This window comes from Candidatus Babeliales bacterium, from assembly GCA_040879965.1.
Classification (GTDB): domain Bacteria; phylum Babelota; class Babeliae; order Babelales; family JACPOV01; genus JBBDJI01.
In genome coordinates this window covers 11,363-32,501 of the sequence record JBBDJI010000012.1, presented here as the reverse complement: position 1 = coordinate 32,501, position 21,139 = coordinate 11,363, and the positions used below count along the sequence as shown (strand labels likewise).

At 31.5% G+C, this 21,139-nt stretch carries 22 protein-coding genes; 13 read left to right on the top strand and 9 right to left on the bottom strand.

The features are described from left to right. Positions 1-99: 99 nt before the first annotated feature. The 3 genes from WDZ41_02530 to WDZ41_02520 form a co-directional block, all read right to left on the bottom strand. Positions 100-1,836, bottom strand: a complete 1,737-nt coding sequence (locus WDZ41_02530) for a glycoside hydrolase family 3 N-terminal domain-containing protein (GenBank protein MEX0940210.1) — start codon at positions 1,834-1,836, stop codon at positions 100-102. Positions 1,837-1,956: 120 nt separating this feature from the next. After that, the gene (locus WDZ41_02525) at positions 1,957-2,763 is read right to left on the bottom strand and encodes a hypothetical protein (protein ID MEX0940209.1); all 807 of its coding nucleotides are present in this window, start codon (positions 2,761-2,763) and stop codon (positions 1,957-1,959) included. 34 nt (positions 2,764-2,797) lie between these two features. Continuing rightward, a complete protein-coding gene (locus WDZ41_02520; GenBank protein MEX0940208.1) occupies positions 2,798-3,145 on the bottom strand; it encodes a hypothetical protein in 348 nt (115 codons plus the stop codon). 308 nt (positions 3,146-3,453) lie between these two features. Between WDZ41_02520 and WDZ41_02515 the strand changes: the two genes are divergently transcribed. Beyond that, positions 3,454-4,248: a M48 family metalloprotease gene (locus WDZ41_02515; GenBank protein ID MEX0940207.1), complete on the top strand. Its 795-nt coding sequence runs from the start codon at positions 3,454-3,456 to the stop codon at positions 4,246-4,248. 45 nt (positions 4,249-4,293) lie between these two features. Here the strand turns inward: WDZ41_02515 and msrB are convergent, their stop codons facing one another. Then, complete coding sequence (gene msrB / locus WDZ41_02510; GenBank protein ID MEX0940206.1) at positions 4,294-5,358, bottom strand: peptide-methionine (R)-S-oxide reductase MsrB; 1,065 nt, start codon at positions 5,356-5,358, stop codon at positions 4,294-4,296. 126 nt (positions 5,359-5,484) lie between these two features. Here msrB and WDZ41_02505 point away from each other — a divergent pair, with 126 nt between their 5' ends. From WDZ41_02505 to WDZ41_02495, 3 genes are all read left to right on the top strand, one after another. Next, positions 5,485-8,001 carry a cation-transporting P-type ATPase gene (locus tag WDZ41_02505; protein MEX0940205.1) on the top strand — a complete coding sequence of 839 codons (2,517 nt, stop codon included), beginning with the start codon at positions 5,485-5,487 and terminating at the stop codon, positions 7,999-8,001. A gap of 42 nt (positions 8,002-8,043) precedes the next feature. After that, positions 8,044-8,646: a hypothetical protein gene (locus tag WDZ41_02500; GenBank protein ID MEX0940204.1), complete on the top strand. Its 603-nt coding sequence runs from the start codon at positions 8,044-8,046 to the stop codon at positions 8,644-8,646. Between the two features lie 83 nt (positions 8,647-8,729). Beyond that, complete coding sequence (locus tag WDZ41_02495; protein ID MEX0940203.1) at positions 8,730-8,912, top strand: hypothetical protein; 183 nt, start codon at positions 8,730-8,732, stop codon at positions 8,910-8,912. A gap of 1 nt (position 8,913) precedes the next feature. Here the strand turns inward: WDZ41_02495 and WDZ41_02490 are convergent, their stop codons facing one another. Next, a complete protein-coding gene (locus WDZ41_02490) occupies positions 8,914-9,204 on the bottom strand; it encodes a hypothetical protein (protein MEX0940202.1) in 291 nt (96 codons plus the stop codon). A 146-nt stretch (positions 9,205-9,350) separates the two neighbouring features. Here WDZ41_02490 and WDZ41_02485 point away from each other — a divergent pair, with 146 nt between their 5' ends. From WDZ41_02485 to WDZ41_02475, 3 genes are all read left to right on the top strand, one after another. After that, on the top strand, positions 9,351-9,530 hold the full coding sequence (locus WDZ41_02485) for a hypothetical protein (GenBank protein ID MEX0940201.1): 180 nt from the start codon (positions 9,351-9,353) through the stop codon (positions 9,528-9,530). 78 nt (positions 9,531-9,608) lie between these two features. Next, on the top strand, positions 9,609-9,806 hold the full coding sequence (locus WDZ41_02480) for a DUF6496 domain-containing protein (GenBank protein ID MEX0940200.1): 198 nt from the start codon (positions 9,609-9,611) through the stop codon (positions 9,804-9,806). A gap of 21 nt (positions 9,807-9,827) precedes the next feature. Further along, positions 9,828-10,259, top strand: coding sequence for a hypothetical protein (locus WDZ41_02475; protein MEX0940199.1), 432 nt, complete (start codon positions 9,828-9,830; stop codon positions 10,257-10,259). Between the two features lie 65 nt (positions 10,260-10,324). On the opposite strand, the gene WDZ41_02470 is transcribed toward WDZ41_02475, so the two are convergent. Further along, positions 10,325-11,527 carry a hypothetical protein gene (locus WDZ41_02470; GenBank protein MEX0940198.1) on the bottom strand — a complete coding sequence of 401 codons (1,203 nt, stop codon included), beginning with the start codon at positions 11,525-11,527 and terminating at the stop codon, positions 10,325-10,327. 316 nt (positions 11,528-11,843) lie between these two features. Between WDZ41_02470 and WDZ41_02465 the strand changes: the two genes are divergently transcribed. The 4 genes from WDZ41_02465 to WDZ41_02450 all read left to right on the top strand — a co-directional run bounded on the left by WDZ41_02465 (position 11,844) and on the right by WDZ41_02450 (position 16,927). After that, a complete protein-coding gene (locus WDZ41_02465; protein ID MEX0940197.1) occupies positions 11,844-13,409 on the top strand; it encodes an ATP-binding protein in 1,566 nt (521 codons plus the stop codon). 68 nt (positions 13,410-13,477) lie between these two features. Continuing rightward, positions 13,478-14,023 (top strand): type 1 glutamine amidotransferase domain-containing protein, encoded by a 546-nt coding sequence (locus tag WDZ41_02460; GenBank protein ID MEX0940196.1) that lies wholly within the window; start codon positions 13,478-13,480, stop codon positions 14,021-14,023. Between the two features lie 49 nt (positions 14,024-14,072). After that, positions 14,073-15,017: a hypothetical protein gene (locus WDZ41_02455; protein ID MEX0940195.1), complete on the top strand. Its 945-nt coding sequence runs from the start codon at positions 14,073-14,075 to the stop codon at positions 15,015-15,017. Between the two features lie 215 nt (positions 15,018-15,232). Continuing rightward, on the top strand, positions 15,233-16,927 hold the full coding sequence (locus WDZ41_02450; protein ID MEX0940194.1) for a DEAD/DEAH box helicase: 1,695 nt from the start codon (positions 15,233-15,235) through the stop codon (positions 16,925-16,927). A 115-nt stretch (positions 16,928-17,042) separates the two neighbouring features. On the opposite strand, the gene WDZ41_02445 is transcribed toward WDZ41_02450, so the two are convergent. After that, positions 17,043-17,246 carry a hypothetical protein gene (locus tag WDZ41_02445; GenBank protein MEX0940193.1) on the bottom strand — a complete coding sequence of 68 codons (204 nt, stop codon included), beginning with the start codon at positions 17,244-17,246 and terminating at the stop codon, positions 17,043-17,045. Between the two features lie 194 nt (positions 17,247-17,440). After that, positions 17,441-17,881 carry a hypothetical protein gene (locus WDZ41_02440; protein MEX0940192.1) on the bottom strand — a complete coding sequence of 147 codons (441 nt, stop codon included), beginning with the start codon at positions 17,879-17,881 and terminating at the stop codon, positions 17,441-17,443. Between the two features lie 180 nt (positions 17,882-18,061). On the opposite strand from WDZ41_02440, the gene WDZ41_02435 reads away from it, so the two are divergent. Then, a complete protein-coding gene (locus WDZ41_02435) occupies positions 18,062-18,289 on the top strand; it encodes a hypothetical protein (GenBank protein ID MEX0940191.1) in 228 nt (75 codons plus the stop codon). 81 nt (positions 18,290-18,370) lie between these two features. Next, on the top strand, positions 18,371-19,093 hold the full coding sequence (locus tag WDZ41_02430) for a hypothetical protein (protein ID MEX0940190.1): 723 nt from the start codon (positions 18,371-18,373) through the stop codon (positions 19,091-19,093). 1 nt (position 19,094) lies between these two features. Here WDZ41_02430 and mutL read toward each other — a convergent pair whose 3' ends face one another. Then, positions 19,095-20,930, bottom strand: a complete 1,836-nt coding sequence (gene mutL / locus WDZ41_02425) for a DNA mismatch repair endonuclease MutL (GenBank protein ID MEX0940189.1) — start codon at positions 20,928-20,930, stop codon at positions 19,095-19,097. Positions 20,931-21,139: the final 209 nt, after the last annotated feature.

The window sequence follows — 21,139 nt, the reverse complement described above, 5'->3', positions numbered from 1 at the left end:
CCAAGATAGAAAAAATATATATTGATTTACAAGGAATGCGAAATTTTTAATTTTTTTTTAATAAAGAATGACTCGCTAGCAATATTATAAGCAAAAGTTTTATATAACTTGCACTGGTAATTTGCCCATCGCCTGCATTTGACCACATAAAATATTTACCATAGCTTCTTGCGCTGTTGGAGCGTCTTCATAGGCAACAAGCAAATTATCTGCTGCCTTAAAATATGGTAAGCTATATGGTGTTCCAAAAATTAATACTGTCACCGTTTTACCTATCTCTTTTAGTTTACTAATAAGTGAAACGGTATTAGAAGATATGCCAAATTTTTGTTGGGCAAATTTATTCATTTCACAAACACCAATAATTATTTTATTTTTTTCTTTTATATTTTTTAGACAGGTTTCCAGTTCTTTATTATCGAGCATGGCAGAATAGTTATGTACAATGCAATTATAATTTTTCAACGTTTCAGCAAATCTATTATCGGGCAATGTTCCTATTTGGATGATGTGGCTATTTTTAAGCATGAAAGAATCAAATGATTGATTTGCGTTGTTTTTAGCAAGAGTAATAGCATTATGATATAATTTGCTTTGTAAATCATAAGCTTTTTTACGAACTAGATATAAATCAAGACTTTTAATCTCATTATTTTTTTTAAAATTTTTTTGTTTGTCAAAGGCCCATTCTTTAGCTTTTAGTACTTTCAAAACTCGTTGATTAAGATCTTCTTCACTTAATTGGCCATTTTTAATAGCTTGCTCAATAAGCTCAACAGCGCGTGGTACATCAAGAGGGCAAAGCAAAATATCATTACCGGCTAAATACGCTTTAAATTCTATTTCTCCTGGTTTGAAATGTTTTGCAATTGCATCCATGCCTAAACCATCAGTTGCTACTAAACCATGAAAATCAAGATTATTTTTTAATTCTTCGGTAATAATTGGATAAGAAAGAGTAGAGGCCAAATTAGGAGTGCTATCAAAAGCAGGTACTGATAAGTGAGCACTCATGATACCGCCAATTCCTTCCTGAATAATTTTTTTGAATGGTTGAAGCTCAATTTCATTGAGTCTTGTTTTATCATGTTTGATTACTGGTAAATCTAGGTGAGAATCAACATCGGTATCACCATGTCCTGGAAAATGTTTTGCAAATGCAATGACGCCAGCATCTTGTAAGCCTTTAGCGTATAAAATAGCTAATCGAGAGACTCGTTCAGGATCATCACCAAATGAACGATCATGAATAACCGGATTTTTGGGATTATTATTTACATCAACAACGGGAGCAAGATTTATATGCACTCCAAGAGCAGCGCATTGTTTGCCGACTTCATAGCCCATATCATATACTAATTGTTCATCAACTAAAGCACCAAGTGTCATATTGCGAGGATAGCGTACTACTTGTTTTGGATCAGCATCAAGACGCATGCTCAATCCCCATTCGCTATCTTGTGCAATGATAAGAGGAAGTTTTGATTTTTCTTGATATCGTTCAATAAAAGATTTTTGTGTTTTAGGATCACTTTTAAATAAAAAAATTAAACCGCCAACTTTTTGTTCTTTAATCATTTTTTCAACATGATTGGGATCCATATTATAAGGACATTTTCTCATTGCACTTGCTAACATTTCAGTAGGTTGACTAAAATTTGAAGCGGCTGCCACTATAAAAAGTTGTCCTATTTTTTCACGCAATGATAGCGATTTGAGCGTTTTTTCAGCCCATGAGCTTTTGCCTTTAAGATAAGGAATTGATTTGTTTGTGCAAGAAATATAATTTGTAAATAAACTAATCAATAAAAATATTTCAAAAAATTTTTTTAACATGAAGACTCCCTTATATTTTTCTAGTTTTAGAATAAGAAAATTTCTTTAATTATCTCAATGATTAATTTATGGATGAACATTATTTCCTCAAAAGAAAGGATTTCTTGTTAAGCAAAATTTTTAAAGTTTATTGTTGTCAAAACTATTTGGATTGGTATATGTGCTAACACGTTTTATCCATCCATGGAGAAATTTAATTAAGGGGTATTCGGGTGCAGAATTTTCTATGCGTTTTAATAATATTTTTGCTGCCGATACCGCAAATGCTTGGGAAATATTTTCTTGTGTTGCTTCGCTAGGTATACCAAGCAGTACCTGTAATAATCCCCAACCTTGTTCATTAATTGATTCACGGGGGTTTAAGCCACTTCCTTTGAAGTTGAGATAATCAATAAGCGCGTAAGATCCAAGAGGGGAAGTTTTCATTAATTGGAAAAAATATTCAATTTGTTCTTTTTTTTCATTAGGGATCACCTGCAAGATTAAGGGCCATTGTTCATCCAACCTTTTAATCATAAAATTTGTTTGTAGGTCGATTGTTGAAGATAGTAAAAGGCGTAATTCTTCAGTCCGCCGTTGATCTTGTAAAAATTCATCGCGCGATTTCCATGGTGCTCCAGTAAGTTTTGCTTTTTCTAGCCATTTAGGTAATTGAATATCATGTTTTTGTAAATAATCGCATAAGGCAGGAAATTGTTGAGTGTAAGAGGCTTCTTGGCCCTCTGGATACCAAATACAGTTCCCTATCCCTAATGATGGGAACGATTCATGTTGATTCCAAAATACTAACAAATCAGTGCGACCAGAGGCTTCATTTTGCCAAATTAACATACCAATTTTTTGTGCTTCTTCAGAATTGAGTGGACAGATGGTATTAGATAGTGATAATTTTATGGCAAAGATAAAAATTATTTTTTTTATTGTCATCCTTTTTCCTCTTATTTATTTAAATTTTACCAATTTAAAATGCAGTATTAAAAGCCGAATAAAGATAAGAGCAATCACAATCACCATTTAAATTGGTTGGCGTAGGTACACAAATAAAAAATATTTCAGAATCCATTGCATGATTGAAATTATGAGTAAAACTTATATTTTTGCTGCACAAAGAGTTAAATAGTAAATCTTCTAATTGAGGTTCATAAATATATAAATTTTTACTTATTAATTTGGCAGTTTTTTCAGTGTCGGTATCAAAACATATTATTTTATGAGTTTCATTACCATAAGAAGTAAAAGTACACAGTTTGCGGCCGCCATATTCAGGCATTCCTTCATGGACCGGCCAGCTGATATCAATTATTTTCATAAAAATTCCTTTTTAGTCAAAGAGATTAATTTATTGAAATAGACTTATCAAGTTCCAAACTTTAGATTAAATATATTTTCGATATAATTTTATGATAAATTCGCATATTATTATTTCTATTTTTCCATAAATTGCGGGTTGTTAATACAAAGTATGTAGCAGAAAAAATTCAAGCTTTTATAAAAATTTAAGAATTCCTAAAGCATGGACATTAACAAATATTGAGATAAAATTAGGATTATATGAAATTTCTAAAACCTCGGTCTTTATCAGCCGATATTATTTAAGTGAAAATTATCAGGAAAATTATGAAAAAACTTTTTATTTCAATTTTATTAATCATCGGTAGTGCAAAAGCATCATTATTAGATACTTTTTATAGCAAAAGCTTAAATGTTTTACCTCATGCAATGATTTTTACGGAACCCTGCTTGACGCTTAATTTATATTTAAATACAGATAATATTTTGAAAAATTTTAAAAAAATAGAACACGAAAAAATGTTGGCTTTTTTTAAAGAAACTTGCGCTGAAATTACTGATGAAAAAATAAATTTTTATGTTGGAAGTAGTTATCATTTTGGATTAAGCAATCAGGAGCTCGCCTTTGTGGTTCGAAACAATAACATTGTTATTTCTCAAGAGTATTATGTTTTATTAGAAGAACTATTTAATAAAGAAAATTTAACTGAAGTTGATCAAAAAACTTTGAATATTTTGCGCTTTATTTTGCAACATGAATCTTCTCATTTAAAAAATACAGATCTTAAAAAGAGATTAATAGCATCAATTTTTATAGCGATCAGTCAATCTGTTCTTTATGAATCATTAAAAAATCAATCGGAGTTTAAATATCATAAATTAATTAGTTTTTTTGTATTAAGCCTTATCGGGCAATTAACTTTTGGAAAATTATGTAAGGCACAAGAGTATAATGCAGATGATGCAGTATATAACAAAGAGGTAATAAAGGGTGGTATGCAATTTTTCACCAATATGATTAACCTTTATAAAAATAAACCTGAGCTTGATTGGCAAAATACATTCGATGGAACTCATCCGTCGCCAGAAAGTAGATTTACACGATTAAATGCTCGATTGTAAATAGCGAACTTATTATAATTTAAATTGGATAGTATTACGAGTAGTTTATTCAAAAAGATTTTTATATTGTGCATAATCTTCTTTTTGCAAATCTTCGACTGGAATAAAACGCAATGCCGCTGAATTAATACAATAGCGTAATCCTGTAGGAGCGGGTCCATCTTTAAATACATGTCCTAAATGGGAATCACCATGTTTGCTGCGGACTTCAATACGAGTGGTAAACCAACCACGATCTTCTTTTTCAATTATATTTCCTGGTTCAAGCGGTTTAGTAAAACTTGGCCAACCGGTATGAGATTCATACTTATCTAATGAACTAAATAAAGGTTCGCCAGAAACAATATCTACATAAATACCTGGTTTTTTATTATCCCAGTATTTATTAGCAAAAGGTTTTTCCGTACCATCTTGCTGAGTAACTTGATATTGTAAAGGAGTTAATCGTTTACGTAATTCTTCATCAGAAGGCTTACTATACTTTTTGTTAGAGTTTGGATTATTATGAGGATTTGAATTGATCATATTTTTTGCCCACTTTGTGTTTAAAAACGTATCACGACCAGAACGTGAACGGTACCATTTATATTTCCATGGATAATTTTTGTAATAGTCCTGATGGTAGTCTTCTGCTTTATAAAATGTTGTTACCGGAATAATTTCAGTTACAATTGGTTTTGAAAATCGATCAGACTTTTGCAATTGTTCTTTTGAAGCTTCTGCTTTTTGTTTTTGTTCATCATTATGATAAAAAATAGCGGAACGATATTGAGGACCCTGGTCTACAAATTGACCAGCTGAATCGGTCGGGTCTATTTGGCGCCAAAAAACATCAAGCAAGGTATCATAAGATACTTTTTCAGGATCATAAGTAATTTGTACAACTTCAATGTGCCCTTTTTGTGCATAATCTTGATAAGTAGGATTTGCTCCGGTGCCACCCATATAACCGGATATCACACTTTTTACACCATCTAACTTTTCAAAAGGTGGTTCCATGCACCAAAAACAACCACCGGCAAAAGTTGCGATTTCTAATTTTTTATTTGATTCTTCAGCAGTCATTATTTTTCCTAATAATAATAAAAAAATAAGTAATTTCTTATTCATAAAAAACCCCTTTTTTAAAATATCCCTATTTATTAGCGTACGGCTAAATTAATGATTCTATCAATATTATTGTTATAAAAGCCTAAATATAATTAATATTGTTATGTAATAAAGAAAGATTAATTTATGAAAAATTTAAATATCCAAGAATTATCATGGTGGAGCATTCCTAAAGAAAAGCTTCTTGATACGTTATCAGTTGATCCTGCTATTGGTTTAACTAATAAACAAATAGCAGAAAATCGATTGAAATGGGGGATCAATACTTTTGCTGAGTATGAAAAAAAGACAATTGCATCATTAATTATCGAGGGTATTAAAGAACCAATGATGATTTTGCTCTTAAGTATAGCAGCCCTCTCTTTATTTTTTGGTAAGTATGGTGAAGCGATTACCATGATATTTATTGTTATCGCTTATATAGTAGTTGAATTAATTAATAAATTTCGCGCAGATCGTATTATGAAACAGCTTCAAGAACTTACTTCACCAACTACAGCTGTTCTACGTGATGGAAAAGAACATCAAATAAAAATGGAGCAGGTAGTAGTAGGCGATATTTTAATTTTAATTGAAGGATCTCTTATTCCAGCCGATGCACGACTTTTGGAGGCATATGGCCTTATTGTTAATGAAGCTTCATTGACCGGAGAATCTCTTCCTGTTGAAAAAAATGCTGAAATTAAACTTGATCCAGATATCTCTTTAGCTGATCGTATTAATTGTGTTTTTTCTGGCACTACGGTATTGCATGGCCAAGCAAAAGCAATTGTAATGGCAGTTGGCCAAAAGAGTGAATTTGGAAAAATTGCGCGCGAGGTACAACAAGCACAAAAAGAAAAAACATTGTTGCAAGAATCAATGACCAAATTAGCAAAAATTTTAGCGATTTTTGCACTTTTTATAAGTGTATTAATACCGACTATTGGATTTTTAAGAGGGTTTGATTTTCATGCAATGGTTATTACTTGGTTAGCGCTTACTTTTTTAATGGTTCCTGGCCAACCGCCTATTATTATAACAATGGCTTTGGCATTTGCAGCATTTACGTTGGCAAAAAAACAAGTTATTGTAAAGCGTTTGCGTGGGGTTGAAATTATTGGACAAATTACGATGGTAATAAGCGATAAAACAGGAACTATTACTGAAAATAAAATGTCAGTAGAAAAATTTATTCTTGCTGATGAAAATGAAACGAAACAATTGCCCGCAGATTTACAAGAAAAAATAGCATTGGCGATTCCTGAATATTCCAATGATCCAACTGATAAGGCGGTAATTGAAATATTAAAATCATTTTCATCTATAAAAAAAGAGTATAATCAAATAAATTTTATTGGATTTTCAGATAAAAAACCGTGGCGTGATTTAATATATCAATATAATGAACAAACAATACATGCAATTGCTGGAAGCCCAGAAGTCTTAATTAATAGCTCAACCTTGTCTGCTGAACAAAAACAAAAATTTGAAAAACTTGTAACACAAGAAGCAAGTTTAGGTAAAAGAGTAGTAGCATATGCTTTTTTAAAATCAACAGAAAAAAATATAACAAAGCTTCATGAAGTGCAATTTTTGGCTTTAGCGATATTGCATGACCCGGTAAGACCTGGTGTAAAAGAAGCAATTAATACTTTAACACAAGCGGGAGTGATTACATTTATTGTTACTGGAGATCATGCAGCAACTGCTCAAAACATAGCACGCGAAATTGGTATATCAGGTGAAGTTATTAGTGGCAATCAACTTGAAAAAATGAATGATAAGGAGCTGACACAGCAAGCAAATCGATCACGCATTTTTGCGCGTATGACGCCTTCACAAAAAGTCCGTTTAGTCAAAATATTGCAAAAGCATGAAGAAATTGTTGCAGTTATTGGCGATGGCGTTAACGATACGCCGGCATTAAAAACTGCACAAGTTGGCATTGCAATGGGGCAGATTGGTACTGATCTTGCAAAAGAAGTTTCGGACCTTGTTTTAACTGATGATAATTATATTCATATTCCCGATGCTGTTGCAATTGGTAGAAGAGCTCTTGATAATTTTAAAAAAGGACTTTCTTATTATTTATCCGCAAAAAGTATATTGCTTTTTATCTTTATTGTGCCGCTTATATTTGGTATCCCATTTCCTTTCGTTCCTATTCAGATTATATTGATTGAACTTTTAATGGATTTAGCTTCCTCAACTATTTTTGTCACGCAGCCAGCAGAGCCTGATATTATGCAAAAACCTATGCAAAAAATAAAAGATTTTCTTGGGTTACCCCTCGTGCTCAATATTATGAAAGATGGAATCGCTCTAGCGATTGGTATTCTATTTATTTATATACATTTTTATTTATTTTATAGCTTAATTACCGCACAAACGGCTGCATTTGTTGCTTGGTTGATAGGGCATATTTTGTTAGCACTGAATTTGAAGCAAAGAAAAAAGCCTCTCATCGGGAAAGAGTTCTTTACTGATTATTTTGGCTTATTATGGTGTGGTAGCATGATTGCATTTTCAATTTTTATAACATCAGTGCCATATTTTTATCCATACTTACATACAACATGGTTACCATTATCTTTATGGATAGAAATAGTAATAATAATTATTGTTACAACTTTTTGGATTGAGATTAAGAAGGGTTTATGAATAGGAAAATGTATAACTTATAAAATATCAAAGAGCTATATAATGGATCAAACCAAAGCTTCAAGTATTATTAAAATTTTATTTACTTTTTTCATGATGATCTTGGTTCCCGTTTATTGGCAGTATTATGGATTACAGAATTTTTTGTGGCTATCTGATATTGGCTTATTCATAACCCTATTTGCACTTTGGTTTGAATCTTCTTTATTAATAAGCATTGCGGTTCTTGCTGTTATGCCGGTAGAGATAACATGGAATGTTGATTTTTTTTTACAACTATTAACTGGATATAGTATTTTTGGCATTGCTCATTATATGTTTGATCCGGCTTTGCCATTATTTTTAAAAATTCTTTCTTTATTTCATCTTGTGATGCCAATACTCTGGATTTGGTATCTTTTAAAATGGGGTTACCATAAACAATCTCTAGTATTTTCAACTATTTTATTTTGGATTGTATTGCTTTTAACATATTTATTTAGCAATTCTCATAAAAATATAAATTGGGTTTTTATGCCAGAAATAGATAATTGGCAATGGATGCCATCATTAGCATGGCTTGCCATTCTGATGATCAGTGTGCCGTTGTTAATTTTTTGGCCATTACATAATTGTTTAAAAAACTTTTTTTCTCAAAAAATTTAAATTATTGCAAAATAGATAACTCAATCGCTATATTCCAAATAAATCTAATGTATGAGTATTAATATTAAATCGGAGAAAAGTATATGTTGAATATTATTTTGGCTTTTCTGATACTTGCTTTAATAACGGGTATTCTGGGATTTGGCGGTTTTATAGCAGGGGCCGGTATTATATTAGTTTTACAAATTTTATTTTTTATTTTTGTTATTTCCTTGGTTATTTCAGTAGTAAGACATTTCTTTTTTACACCGCCCCATCATCCCTAAGCTATTTTGAGCAGCAGCTGTTTTCAAAATCTTTATTTAATTTTAAATGACAGCCATTGCGATAATAATTAGCTTGATCTCTTGGCGCACAAAAGCAAACACCAGTTTCTTCATTTATGAATGGAGTGTCGGTTAGTTTTACATCTCTTGGCCCACATACATCTGAGCAATAACATTGGCAAGGCACTGCTATTTGATACGTTTGCTCCTCTTCTTCTAATACAAAGTCATTTTGTGCATTTATAAACAAAAAACTGCTAAAAACAAGTAAAAATAATACATATTTTTTCATAATTAATCCCTTTATTCTTTGTCTATAGTTTTATAATAGCCATATTATTGCGTGAAAAACAATGATAATTATTGTTTTCTTATATGAAAATAAGTTACTATTAGTGTTAAAGAAGAATCACTTTTTAATTAAAAAAGGAGAAAACCATGGCTGAATTCAAAAAAGGTCAACAACAAGGCCAAGAAAAAAAGCAAGGTTTCCAAAAAGAAGCCGGTAAAGGTCAACAACAGCAACAAGGTCAAAAATGGGGTCAAACTCAGCAAGGCCAAGCTGGTCAGCAAAAAAAAGAAGGTAAAGGTAAAGCCGAAGAAGGTAATGACGAGTAACCTCTTTTTTTGAAATTTATAGGGAGTGTCTTATAGGCACTCCCTTTTTTTAATCTTTAAACACTTGGAAGGATAAAAATGGCTAAAAAAAAGAATAATAAAAAATATGGAAAAAAAGCAGAAGAAAGTGTTGAAAAAGCCATGCGAAAATATAAAAAAGGTGAATTAGAAAGTGGCAAAAGTGGAGAACAGGTTAAAAGTAGAAAACAAGCAATTGCCATTGGCCTTTCCGAAGCCCGAAAAGAGGGAGCGAAAGTTCCATCAAAGAAAAAATAGATTAGTGTGAGGTTGTAAACTATGAAAAAATTTTTGAGTATTTTATTATTAATATTTAGTCTATGCAGTTTAATGGCAATTGATGAACGCGGTGTAAAAGAGATAATTTCTAAAGCAAACACCGATACCGCACATATTTTTTATAATGATGATCCAACAAATGCTGTTATTCTAAAATTTGCGCAAGAAATTGATAGCCCTATTAAAACAGTTAAAATAATGCCAGGTGAACATAAAATAGTTTCTCAACAAGAAGCAATGCGCTATCCAAAAATTGGTATAGATCTAGAAGGCATTACAACCCGTAGTTGGTGGATTAAGTTAGATCCATTAAGCGATACTGGTAGTTTATATGTAATTGAAGGTAATCCAGAAAATTCTTCAGGCATGGAATATAAAATGCATTATTGGGATAAACGTTCTGGCGCGGGGCCGATAAAATATTATTATTAAGCTGCTTTTGTTGTAGTGAGTTTTAAAATTTAAAGGGAGGCTTTTAAAGCCTCCCTCATTTTATGTTAGCTAAAAAAACCAGACCATTGAATTCCAAGGCCATGTTTTTCTCTTAATGCTTCATTCTTACTTTCTGCTAGCAATCTTTCTTCTCGGTCTTTTTTTATTTGCGACTCTGCTATTTTTCGTTCTAAACGTACTTTTTCTTCTTCTGCTTGTACTCTACGTTTTTCTAGTTCGAGCTGTTCTTTTATTTGTTTTTCTTTATCAAATGCTTCCAGTTGCTTAGAATAGATATGGTTACTTTTTAAACCAAGAAGCATTCGATTAAAATAATTTAAGCCTTCTTTAATTTTCTCAATTATTGTTGATTGTGCTGGATTTTTTGGAAAGGTATGATCAATAACTCTTGGATTACCATATAATGCATTATTTACCCGATCAATTTCATTATTAAATTTTTCAGCGCCTTCTACATAGGGGTATGTATCGTAACAACAATCTAATTCATTTAATAATTGATTGGTTACCCCATTTGATAATACTAAAGATTCATCTTTTTGTGGTTGTTGCTGTTGATTATATAATAAAGGATAGTTTAAATTGTTGCTTGCTTTATTATTTTCATTTACAAAAGTAGCCACTGAATTTGTATGCTTAGAATAAAGTCCATAAAAATCATTATTTAAACGAGCCATTTGGCTATAGTCTTTTATTAATTTAATCTTGTTATTAAAATCATTGTTATAATTATTGATCTTATCTTTCAAATCAAAGAGTGCTTGTTTTCTAGGATCAGTTTCTTTAATAGTTAGTTTATTCTTAAAGAAACTTCTTAAGCCGCTAAACCATCCTTTTTTTTCAACCACTTCGATTTTAGGGGCAATTATTTTTTGTGGTTCTTTGAAAGTTGGTAACTCAGCTAATTGGTTTTTCGCGTTACGATAATCTAGCTGATTGTATGTTTTTGCAATTTCAGTTTCTGAATTTTGCGGATTATTAATAATATTTGATGCTGTTTGCAACTGTATAGATTCCATGTTAAGTTTGGTAACTTTTTGAGAAAGTTCAGCATTAACTTGTGAGTTATTATACCTCTTAGCCAAGAATTCACCACCAACAACTGCAGTAGCTAAACCGCCAACAACAAGTGCAGGCACAAAATAACTATTATCTGATTGGCTTAATGATTCTAAAAAAGAGCATTCTGTTTTTGGTGTGTTCTGGAATAATAATGTTAATAAAACAATATAACGTATAACTTTCATTGGAAATTCCTCCATAGTAATATAGAAAATTAATTATATGGAAATTATACTACATTTGGCGATTTGTGCAATAAGTGGCTATATCATGGGTGTTTTTAATAAGCCCTGTCGCATTTAGTTTTCTTGTTGCAATAAAAACCTAATAGATTGCGTTTTTATTATTTATTTGATCATGTAAAATTCAGTTAAGATTATATTTTTTTATATTATTTTCATATTGAAATTTTATGGGCATAGCATTGACAAATTAGGCAAAAAAAATATAATAAAAGTATTGCTCTTACTTAATAGAATTTTATAAATAGAGGTTGCTAACTTGAAAATAAATACAATAAAAATAATTTTATCAATATTAATTGTTTTGCCAATTAACTCTAATCTTCATGCCAGCCCATTTAATTTGAGAAAAAAAATTACTACGGTTACTGAAAAAATATGTGCTACCGGCAGATGGACCACAAATAATTATAAAAAAATACTCTGTGCTGGTTTGTTAGCTGGCTATTTTACGCAAACACCTGGTGGAAAAGAATTAGGATTGGACATCGTAAAGCTTTGCGGCGGTTTTGTACAAGGAATGTATGAAAGCCCAAGCAGCATATATTCTTATACTTATCAAGGTATTATGATAGCAGCTCAATGTTTAGGAGCATTTTCTCTTTTTGCCAATACGGGTTCTCAGATAAAGAGTTATTTTTCAAAAAAAGATGATTTTCAACTTACTAAACTTAAGCCAGAAACTAAAATTTATAAAGAGATCGTAAAAAGCTTGAAGGAGCCAGACGGTTTTTCAAAAACACAAAAGTTAATTAATTTTGCATTTACTAGTAATGGCTATTATGGAGATATTCCTGCCGAATTTGAAAATTTTGCTTGCAATATTATTAGAAAAAAAAATGAACAGGTTTGTGCAAACATTGAAAAAGGAATGATGTTATATGGCCCTCCAGGAAATGGTAAAACATTATCGATACGAATTTTGGCAGAGTTATGTAACATTCCTATAGTGGAGATTTCCATAGCTAAAACGGTAGCAAAATATGTAGGTGAGACCGCAAAGAATATAAATGCCTGTTTTGAAGAAGCAAAACAACAAGCTAAGATATATAAACATGCAATTATTTTTATTGATGAAGCAGAAGTGCTGACTCAAAACAGAAATGGTGCTGAGCATTTACAAAATGGTGGAACTCAAGAAGCTTTAAATACTTTGTTAACAAGACTGGATGGCATAGAGAAATTAAAAAATACAACAGTGATTATTGCAACCAATAAAAAAGATAAAATCGATCATGCATTTATTCGTACGGGTAGATTTGATACAAAAATAAAAATAAATAATCCTGATCCAGAAAAACGCTGGATAATTTTGGAAGAAAAACTCAAAAGAGTTGATTTAGATATAGGCAAATTAAATATTGAAAAACTTGTAGCATTAACTGAAGGTTTTAGTGCTGCTGACTGTAATGTATTAATAGAAAAATGTAGAGATAAACTATTAAATGAGAAACTAAATAATAATCCCAATCTATCAAGATTAATAGATTTTTCACGTTTCACAACTAATGAAACAGAAGAAGAATTAAAAGAGAAGATAGAACAAGAATTAGAGAAGCAAAAATCTCTTTCAATGTATAGACTTAATGAAAGTTTAATTTATAGTATTTTACCATCTTTTATTAAAGAAAAAAAACAACAATCAAATGATAATGAAAAGAGAAACAATAGATTTCCTCAATATCATCAAACCTTTGATAATCGGCCACAACCATTACAGCAACTTTCAGGAAATCAACAATCATTTGCTGAAGTACCAAGCTATGAATTTGGGTCAGTAGGTTATCAAAATCAATTACGACGAAATCCTTATTTTAATTCTTAAGATTTTTTCTTGTATTGTATTATGAGCTATTCGCATGCTATAACCAAACAAAAAAAGGAGATTGGGTTATGGCAAAGAACTTAGAAAATCTGAAAGTCGCGATTTTAGTTGCTGATGGATTTGAAGAATCGGAATTAGTTCAACCAAGAAAAGCTTTAAATGAGGCTGGTGCACAAACGATATTAATTTCTCCGCAAAAAAATAAAGTTAAGGCTTGGAAGCATGGTCAATGGTCTGATGAATATCCCGTTGATTTATCAATTGAAAAAGCAAATCCTGAAGATTACGATACTTTATTATTGCCAGGTGGTGTAATGAATCCTGATAAGTTGCGCATGGTGCCGCAAGCAATAGATTTTATTATTCGAATCGCAAAAGCGGGTAAGCCTATTGCCGCAATTTGTCATGGGCCTTGGACGCTTATTGATGCGAATGCGGTACAAGGAAAGACGGTTACTTCTTGGCCTTCTATTCGTACCGATCTTATGAATGCTGGTGCACAATGGGTTGATAGAGAAGTTGTCGTTGATGATAATCTCGTAACAAGTCGCAAACCAGATGATATTCCCGCTTTTAATGAAGCCATGATTGAATTATTTTCTACTGCATTATAATTTTTGCTTATAAAAAATTACACTAAAAAGCTTTTAAAAGAGCAGTATAATGCGTAAATTTCTGTTGCTTACACATTTTATCATCTTTTTTAATCAACTTGATGCGATAACGCTGGTTTATAATATGCGCATTCGCAGAACATTTGCGCCAGCTAATATAGTTGAAAAAATGAATATCAAAGGGCCTTTATGGGCTGCCAGTGTAGTACCAATTATACAAAAACAAGATAACAGTATTATTGATAGCGTTTCTAATATTAATATTAATCAAAAAAGATTATCAGTTGGTTCATTATTCAATATTCGTTTTATTCCATCAAGATCTTTTTGGCTTGAAGCAACGACTGGGATTGAAAATGAACGGGCAAAAGCAAAAGGAATTCCTACATTTTCAATTTCTCGAACGGGATTTGATGATGTGGTAGTAACTGGTGGATTTAATAAGTTTTTAACAAAAGATACGCAAGGCGTTCTTTATGGATTAGTTGGGTCTCCTACTAGAAGAAAAGTTGAGCCGTTCGAAAATTTTGGCACACTCGTGGGAACACGTTTTTTTGGTGTTGGTGTTGGATCAGAAATTTCTTATAGTATTATCAATTCATTAAAAAAATCATTAGGTATAATTTTTCAAAATAGATTTATTCATTTTTTTTCGCGCAATTTTCAACCAATTTTACCGGCAGATGCGCGGGTACAACCAGGAAATGTAACTGATTTGCTGGGGGCAATTCAATACAGGAAAAGAAGGACAATTATTGAGGCAGGTTATAATCCTACTTTTTTTACCAATCAAGCAATAATTTTTAGCACGCAAACTATTAAAACTCCAGGATTTGTGCGCCACAATGCATATGCTCGTATAAATTTAGTAAGTAAGCATATTTTGTCTTTAAAAAAACCATTTATTTTTGGAGCTGGATTTTCAATCGGTAGATCAAAACGCTTTGATGCAAAAATTTATTCTGTTTGGTTAAATATTACCTCTGTGTTTTAAGTGATTTTTTTAGTTTTTGCTAAAAAAATTTTTGATATCTAAAAGCTGTTTCTTGTTTCAAAATATATTTTTGTAATAAAATTGAGGTAAGTAAAATAAAAAAGGGTTGCTATAAATTATTAATTTAACCAAATTTGTGGTTTTTTTTATGATTATTGAGCGTTATTTTGCTTAATTGATATACTAAAAGAAAATTATCATATGAAAGGATTTTTGTGAACACATTTTCTGATTTTCCCTTATTGCCCGCAATTCAAAAATCTTTAGAGATGCTTGGGTTTACCAAGCCAACCGAAGTTCAAGCAAAAGTTATTCCGAAACTACTTGAAGATCCAAAACAGGATGTCCATGCACAAGCACAGACTGGTACTGGTAAAACATTGGCATTTGGCATTCCATTGCTGCAAGTCATTGATCCATCATTAAAAGCGGTGCAGGGATTGATAATAGCACCGACCCGTGAACTGGTATTACAAATTTATGAAAGCTTAAAAGATGTTTCTCGTAATACGAATATAATAATTGAGCCAATTTATGGCGGGATGCCCATAAATCGTCAAATCACTAATATCAAACGTGGTGCTCAAATTATTGTTGGTACGCCCGGGCGGCTTAATGATCACCTACGGCGCAAGACACTAACGCTCTCCTCACTTAAAGTATTAGTGCTTGATGAGGCTGATATCATGCTTGATATGGGCTTTAAAGAAGAAATTAATAGTGTTTTAGAATATGCGCCAAAAAATCGAAATATTTGGTTATTTTCTGCTACGGTTTTGCCTGGTATTAAACAACTTATCAAATCACACATGAAAGATGTATTATCAGTAAGAGCTGCAGAAAAAGATATTTTAGCGCCACAAGTTAAACAATATTATTGTGTAGTACCTATGCGGCAACGCACGGAAGCACTTGCTCGGTTTATCGAAGCCGCACCTGATTTTTATGGTATTGTTTTTTGTCGTACTAAAGATCTTACCAATCAAGTTATGGAAGAATTAGCAAGTAAAGGATTTAAAGCTAATTGTTTACATGGTGATATGCGGCAAGCGTTACGTAATCAAGTGATCAAGGGCTTTAAAAATAAAGATTTTAATATTTTAATTGCAACTGATGTAGCTGCACGTGGTATTGATGTTTCAGATCTTACCCATGTTATTAACTATTCTATTCCCGATGAAATGGAAAGCTATATTCATCGGATTGGCAGAACCGGACGTGCTGGAAAGGAAGGAATAGCAATTGTATTTGTTTCGGGATCTGAACTTCATAAAATTCGTAGGTTAGAAAAAATTGCTCGTACTAATTTACAAGAAGTGCCGGTGCCACCATTGGATGCAATTATTAATGCCAAAATGGGAGCGGTATCAGATTTTATTGAGCAATCAAAGAAGCCAGATAGCAAATTATCACGTGTACATGAAGTAGTAAAAGAACTCATAAATTCGTTTAGCGAAGATGAAGTAAAAAATTCTTTAGCGGTAGCATTAGAAGATAAATTTTTCAAAGATATTATTCATGAAGATTTAAAACGGGTGAGCGCCGATGTAGGTCCACAAGAAATTTGTATGGAATTAGGTCAACAATCAGGCCTTGATGAAGACATAGTGCGTAATTATCTATATCAAGTTTGCAAAGTACTTCCACAAGAAGTGACCAAAGTTCGGGTATTAAAAGAAAAAACATTTATTTCAATTCCTGAAAATCGTTTACGAGATTGTATAGGTGCAATGCAATCAACACCAATTTCGACCGAATCTCATAAGGTTTACTTAGTTGAAGATGTGTATCGTGAGAAAAGAAAAAAACCTACTCGTCCAAGACCGGATAAGTTTAAAGGTGAACGAAGAAGAGATGAACGAGGAAGAAAAGGAAGAGGCGACGAGAAACGTCGTGGTCGCAGAAGATAGAAAATAAACACAAAAAAATAAGTATTTGTTTTATATTCCTTGCTATGCGCAGAGAAATGCAAAACAAATACTTATTTTTTTTGAGAAATTATTTTAAAAAATAAATTCCGGCAATTTACTTTTTCTTGCGTAACATTGGAAGGCCGGTACGTTTATTTTCCATAACCTCATAACCTTCAGGTATTGCATCAAGAGTATTTTTACTCTCAGCGCCGGCAAAATAATAAATTCTTTGCTTACGACCACCAGCAAGTTCTACTTCTTTTGTATGCAGATAATAGGTTTTGCCACTTTTTTTAGATTTAACACTATAAGCCATGGTTTTAAAAACTCCTCGTTAAGAATTTACATGTTGTTTAGCAACTTTAATTGATTAATGAAAAAAAATCTAGAATTTATCTATTTTTTTATAAAATTATTGTTAATAAAATAAATTTTATTATGTATAGAAGTTTTTTACAAGAGCTTTGATGAATCAAATATTGTGTAAAATTAGATGAGCTCAAAAAGAGGCTATTTAAACTTTTGTGAAATGGTATGCACAAATTGTATTTTTTCCCAACAGCTACAATGATCAAGTTTTCTTTCTATGACTTCTGTTTTTGTATAAATTTTTTCTGGCATATCATTTTTTGATAAATTATTAAATTCGCTCATGAAACTTTTAAAACTTGGTACTTCAAGTTGTTTTTTAATAATTTTTCCTAGAGAGGGGTATTTTTTATAAATTTGGCTGCAAGATTTAAGTTGATCAGAAAAATCAGCAATTGTTCTTTTATCGTCAGGATTTAAAATTGATTCAATAATAGTGGCTAATAATTTATTTTGCTTTTCATAATCTTCAGAGAAAGCTTTTCTTAAGCGGCTATTTTTTTTAGTGTTTTGCAAAAACATTGCATTATTAAAAGAGGGCTTTTTTTGCGGCAAATTAGTTTGATTATAGTTTTTTTGCAATAGCGAATCAAAAAAATTTTGATAATTTGGTTGATATACATGATTGTATGAAACAAAAAAACAGAATAAAATAGAAATAGCCGTTAATTTTCTAATATTTTTCCTCTATTTTATATCTACTGCTAGATATTGATATTTTATTGTATATTGGAAAATTGAATATGTAAAGGTCGCATGCTTATGAGTTATTTAAAACAGAAAGGAATTGATATGCGTCAACATCAATTTCAGGGATTATTATTTCTTATTGGCGGTATTATTTTGCTCGTACTTTCTGCCGGAGAGTTATTAGCGCGTGTGATACTAATGCTCATTGCGCTTGGCATGATTAATTATGGTTTACGGTTGCGTGGGGAACCACCACTTATTATGTTTATTAATCAAATACGTAATCGCTTTTGGTATTAAAAGCTTGTTTTCAGATTGTATAATACGTATAATGAAATCAATACAACTGGAAAAGAACAATGCAATATTAAGGACATAATTGTGAATAATAAAAGATTTTCAAATTTAGAAACATTGAAGTTTAGTATTTTTACGTTGTTTGAGCGTTTTGGTTATTTTATTTTAATAGAATTTAGTGCCTTTGGGGCATTAATAGGAAGTTTTTTTATTGCATTAATAGTTAGTAGTCTTCTTTTTTTGGATAAAATTAAAGCCGTTTTTCAAGAAAATGAAATAAATCAAGAAGTAATAAAAAAAATATTCTTTCAAAATATAACTTGGCAAGCGCCTGCTGCAAGTTTTATTTTGGTCCTTATTCTTTATTTAACGTATCGCTATTTAGCATTAGGATGGAGCAAAATAGCATTAAATTTTTATGATAATAAGCCAAATCAAGTAAGTACGCTTTTTTCTTGCTATAACTTAATTTTCAAAGATGCGATCGCTGCATTACTTTATATGTTGGGAACCATTCTAGGATTACTTTTATTTATAGTTCCTGGTATTTATTTTGCTATTGTTTTTGGATTTTATCACTTATTTATTGTTGATCAAAATGCAGGTATTATTGAATCATTTAAAAAAAGTGCAAAGCTTACACGCAATATACGTTGGCATTTGTTTGCATTAATTCTTTTATTGGTCATAATTACGCAACCATTCCACATGGGGTTTGTTTTATTTGCTTTTCCATTCTTTGCATTAGCCTATGCATATGTATATCGCACATTATTAATACAACAACATCCCGAACAGGAAGTTTAGTTTATAGCTTCCGTTTGAATTTTTTTTCTATTTCATATGTAGTTAAAAGCCAGCCGGTTGGTCTGCCATGAGGGCATGCAAACCGGTTTTTTGTTTCATATAAATCATTGAGCAATTGTTGCATTTGTTCGTTTGATAAAGTGTCACCCGCTTTTACGGCTGCTTTGCATGCCATTTGCGCATGTATTTTTTCATGTAACATTTTATGAAATTCTTCGTGTGGTAATTGCGCATATTCTTTTATTAAACTAATAATTTCTTTTATTAATGTTTCAAACGAAACCTTTTTAAGATACCCAAGAGTTGATTGGATAATTAATTGTTTATTGCCGAACGGCTCGAGTGCTAATCCATATTCACCAATATGTTCAAGATGGGGATGGATCGTTTGATATTCATCTTCTGAGAGGCTAACAATATGCGGTGTTATTAAATTAATAGTTTCAAGCGCGTTGAAACGGGTGCGAAATTGTTCATATAAAATACGTTCATGAGCGGCATGTTGATCAATAATAAATAAGCCATCTTTATCTTGCGCCAAAATATAAGTTTTTTTCAATTGTCCAAGCAATTGAATATTCTGCATAGAAAGTGGCGATGGCTTTTCTACCGTAATAGTAAGATTCTCATCAGTTTTATGAGCCGGTTTTATTTCCTTATCTTGGCCGCTATACGTTATTGGTTCTGGTATGGATAAAGATTCAAACTCAATAGCCGATGAGCTGAAAGAAGGAATGAATTCATTATTCCTTAATGTTGCGGGCTTGAATGGTTGATCAACAGAATAGTTGTGTTCATTTTCTTGTGTTGAAGAAAATGTAACCGGTTTTTGTATGTGCTGGGATAAATGATTTTCTAAGGTTTGTTTTACCGTTTTTTGTATCAATTGCTCAATAATGCGTGGATGTAAAAATTGTACTTCTTGTTTTCTTGGATGAATATTAATGTCAACTTCTGCACTATTTATCTGAATAGAAATAACGGCAGCGGGGTATCGATTTTGTGGAATAACATTTAAGTAGCCTTTAAGGAGTGCTTTTGCAAGTTGATGATTTTTTATCCAGCGCTGATTTACAAAGAAAAATTGATGATATCTATCATATCGGAACGATTGATGGTTGGATATGATGCCTGATATGTTGATCTCTTTATTTTCAGCGGAATCTAAACTGATCATATGTTCAGCTTCTTGTCTATCCCAAAATTGAAAAACTCGTTCTAATAATGTTTTAACGGGAGGGCAATTATAAACAAGTTTATTTTCTGAATACAATGAAAAATGAATAGTAGGATAATCAAAACAAAAGGCTTGGAATAATTGAGTAATTTGACGCACTTCTGTTGGAACGGTTTTTAAAAATTTTTTACGTGCCGGTACATTATAAAATAAATTTTTGATAGTGATATCAGTACCTTCTGCGCACGAAACTTCTTTAATATCAACGATTGTTTGTGCGTCACGGTTAACTTGCGTGCCAAACAACGTATTTTTTTCTTTGGTGATCAGGCAAATGGTACTAACTGCTGCAATACTCGCAAGCGCTTCTCCACGAAAACCAAAGCTTTGCAGTGTTAATAAATCTTCTACAGTATTAATTTTGCTTGTCGCATGATGATCAAAACAAATTTGGGCATCTTTGGATGACATGCCATATCCATTATCCACCACACGAATTAATGATTGACCACCATTTTCAATATAAATTTGAACTTGTTGCGCTTGTGCATCAATACTATTTTCTATCAATTCTTTGATAGCATTTGCAGGGCGTTCAACAACTTCACCAGCCGCTATTTTTTGTGCTTCATGTAATGGTAACTGTTTTATTTTTTGCATGACCTAAAATCGAATTAAAAAAATTTAAGATATTCCAAATAATAGAATAACATGAATTACATTTTACAAAAAATTATAATCTTATCATGTTGTTTTTTTGAATTCTAATAAGTAATTTTTACAAATTTTGTGATCATTTTTTAAAAGTAATGTAAAGAGATTTTTCATAGTAGATCAATATTTGCTTGTCTTATTTCTATTTGGAAGCT

What these genes read in the sequence shown, in the direction of transcription:
- mutL (MEX0940189.1), bottom strand. Translation starts at nt 20,930, where the DNA reads ATGCAAAAAATAAAACAGTTACCATTACATGAAGCACAAAAAATAGCG.
- WDZ41_02500 (MEX0940204.1), top strand. Translation starts at nt 8,044, where the DNA reads ATGGATCAAACCAAAGCTTCAAGTATTATTAAAATTTTATTTACTTTT.
- WDZ41_02485 (MEX0940201.1), top strand. Translation starts at nt 9,351, where the DNA reads ATGGCTGAATTCAAAAAAGGTCAACAACAAGGCCAAGAAAAAAAGCAA.
- WDZ41_02455 (MEX0940195.1), top strand. Translation starts at nt 14,073, where the DNA reads ATGCGTAAATTTCTGTTGCTTACACATTTTATCATCTTTTTTAATCAA.
- WDZ41_02435 (MEX0940191.1), top strand. Translation starts at nt 18,062, where the DNA reads ATGAGTTATTTAAAACAGAAAGGAATTGATATGCGTCAACATCAATTT.
- WDZ41_02530 (MEX0940210.1), bottom strand. Translation starts at nt 1,836, where the DNA reads ATGTTAAAAAAATTTTTTGAAATATTTTTATTGATTAGTTTATTTACA.
- WDZ41_02515 (MEX0940207.1), top strand. Translation starts at nt 3,454, where the DNA reads ATGAAAAAACTTTTTATTTCAATTTTATTAATCATCGGTAGTGCAAAA.
- WDZ41_02505 (MEX0940205.1), top strand. Translation starts at nt 5,485, where the DNA reads ATGAAAAATTTAAATATCCAAGAATTATCATGGTGGAGCATTCCTAAA.
- WDZ41_02490 (MEX0940202.1), bottom strand. Translation starts at nt 9,204, where the DNA reads ATGAAAAAATATGTATTATTTTTACTTGTTTTTAGCAGTTTTTTGTTT.
- WDZ41_02520 (MEX0940208.1), bottom strand. Translation starts at nt 3,145, where the DNA reads ATGAAAATAATTGATATCAGCTGGCCGGTCCATGAAGGAATGCCTGAA.
- WDZ41_02445 (MEX0940193.1), bottom strand. Translation starts at nt 17,246, where the DNA reads ATGGCTTATAGTGTTAAATCTAAAAAAAGTGGCAAAACCTATTATCTG.
- WDZ41_02470 (MEX0940198.1), bottom strand. Translation starts at nt 11,527, where the DNA reads ATGAAAGTTATACGTTATATTGTTTTATTAACATTATTATTCCAGAAC.
- WDZ41_02475 (MEX0940199.1), top strand. Translation starts at nt 9,828, where the DNA reads ATGAAAAAATTTTTGAGTATTTTATTATTAATATTTAGTCTATGCAGT.
- WDZ41_02495 (MEX0940203.1), top strand. Translation starts at nt 8,730, where the DNA reads ATGTTGAATATTATTTTGGCTTTTCTGATACTTGCTTTAATAACGGGT.
- WDZ41_02460 (MEX0940196.1), top strand. Translation starts at nt 13,478, where the DNA reads ATGGCAAAGAACTTAGAAAATCTGAAAGTCGCGATTTTAGTTGCTGAT.
- msrB (MEX0940206.1), bottom strand. Translation starts at nt 5,358, where the DNA reads ATGAATAAGAAATTACTTATTTTTTTATTATTATTAGGAAAAATAATG.
- WDZ41_02480 (MEX0940200.1), top strand. Translation starts at nt 9,609, where the DNA reads ATGGCTAAAAAAAAGAATAATAAAAAATATGGAAAAAAAGCAGAAGAA.
- WDZ41_02525 (MEX0940209.1), bottom strand. Translation starts at nt 2,763, where the DNA reads ATGACAATAAAAAAAATAATTTTTATCTTTGCCATAAAATTATCACTA.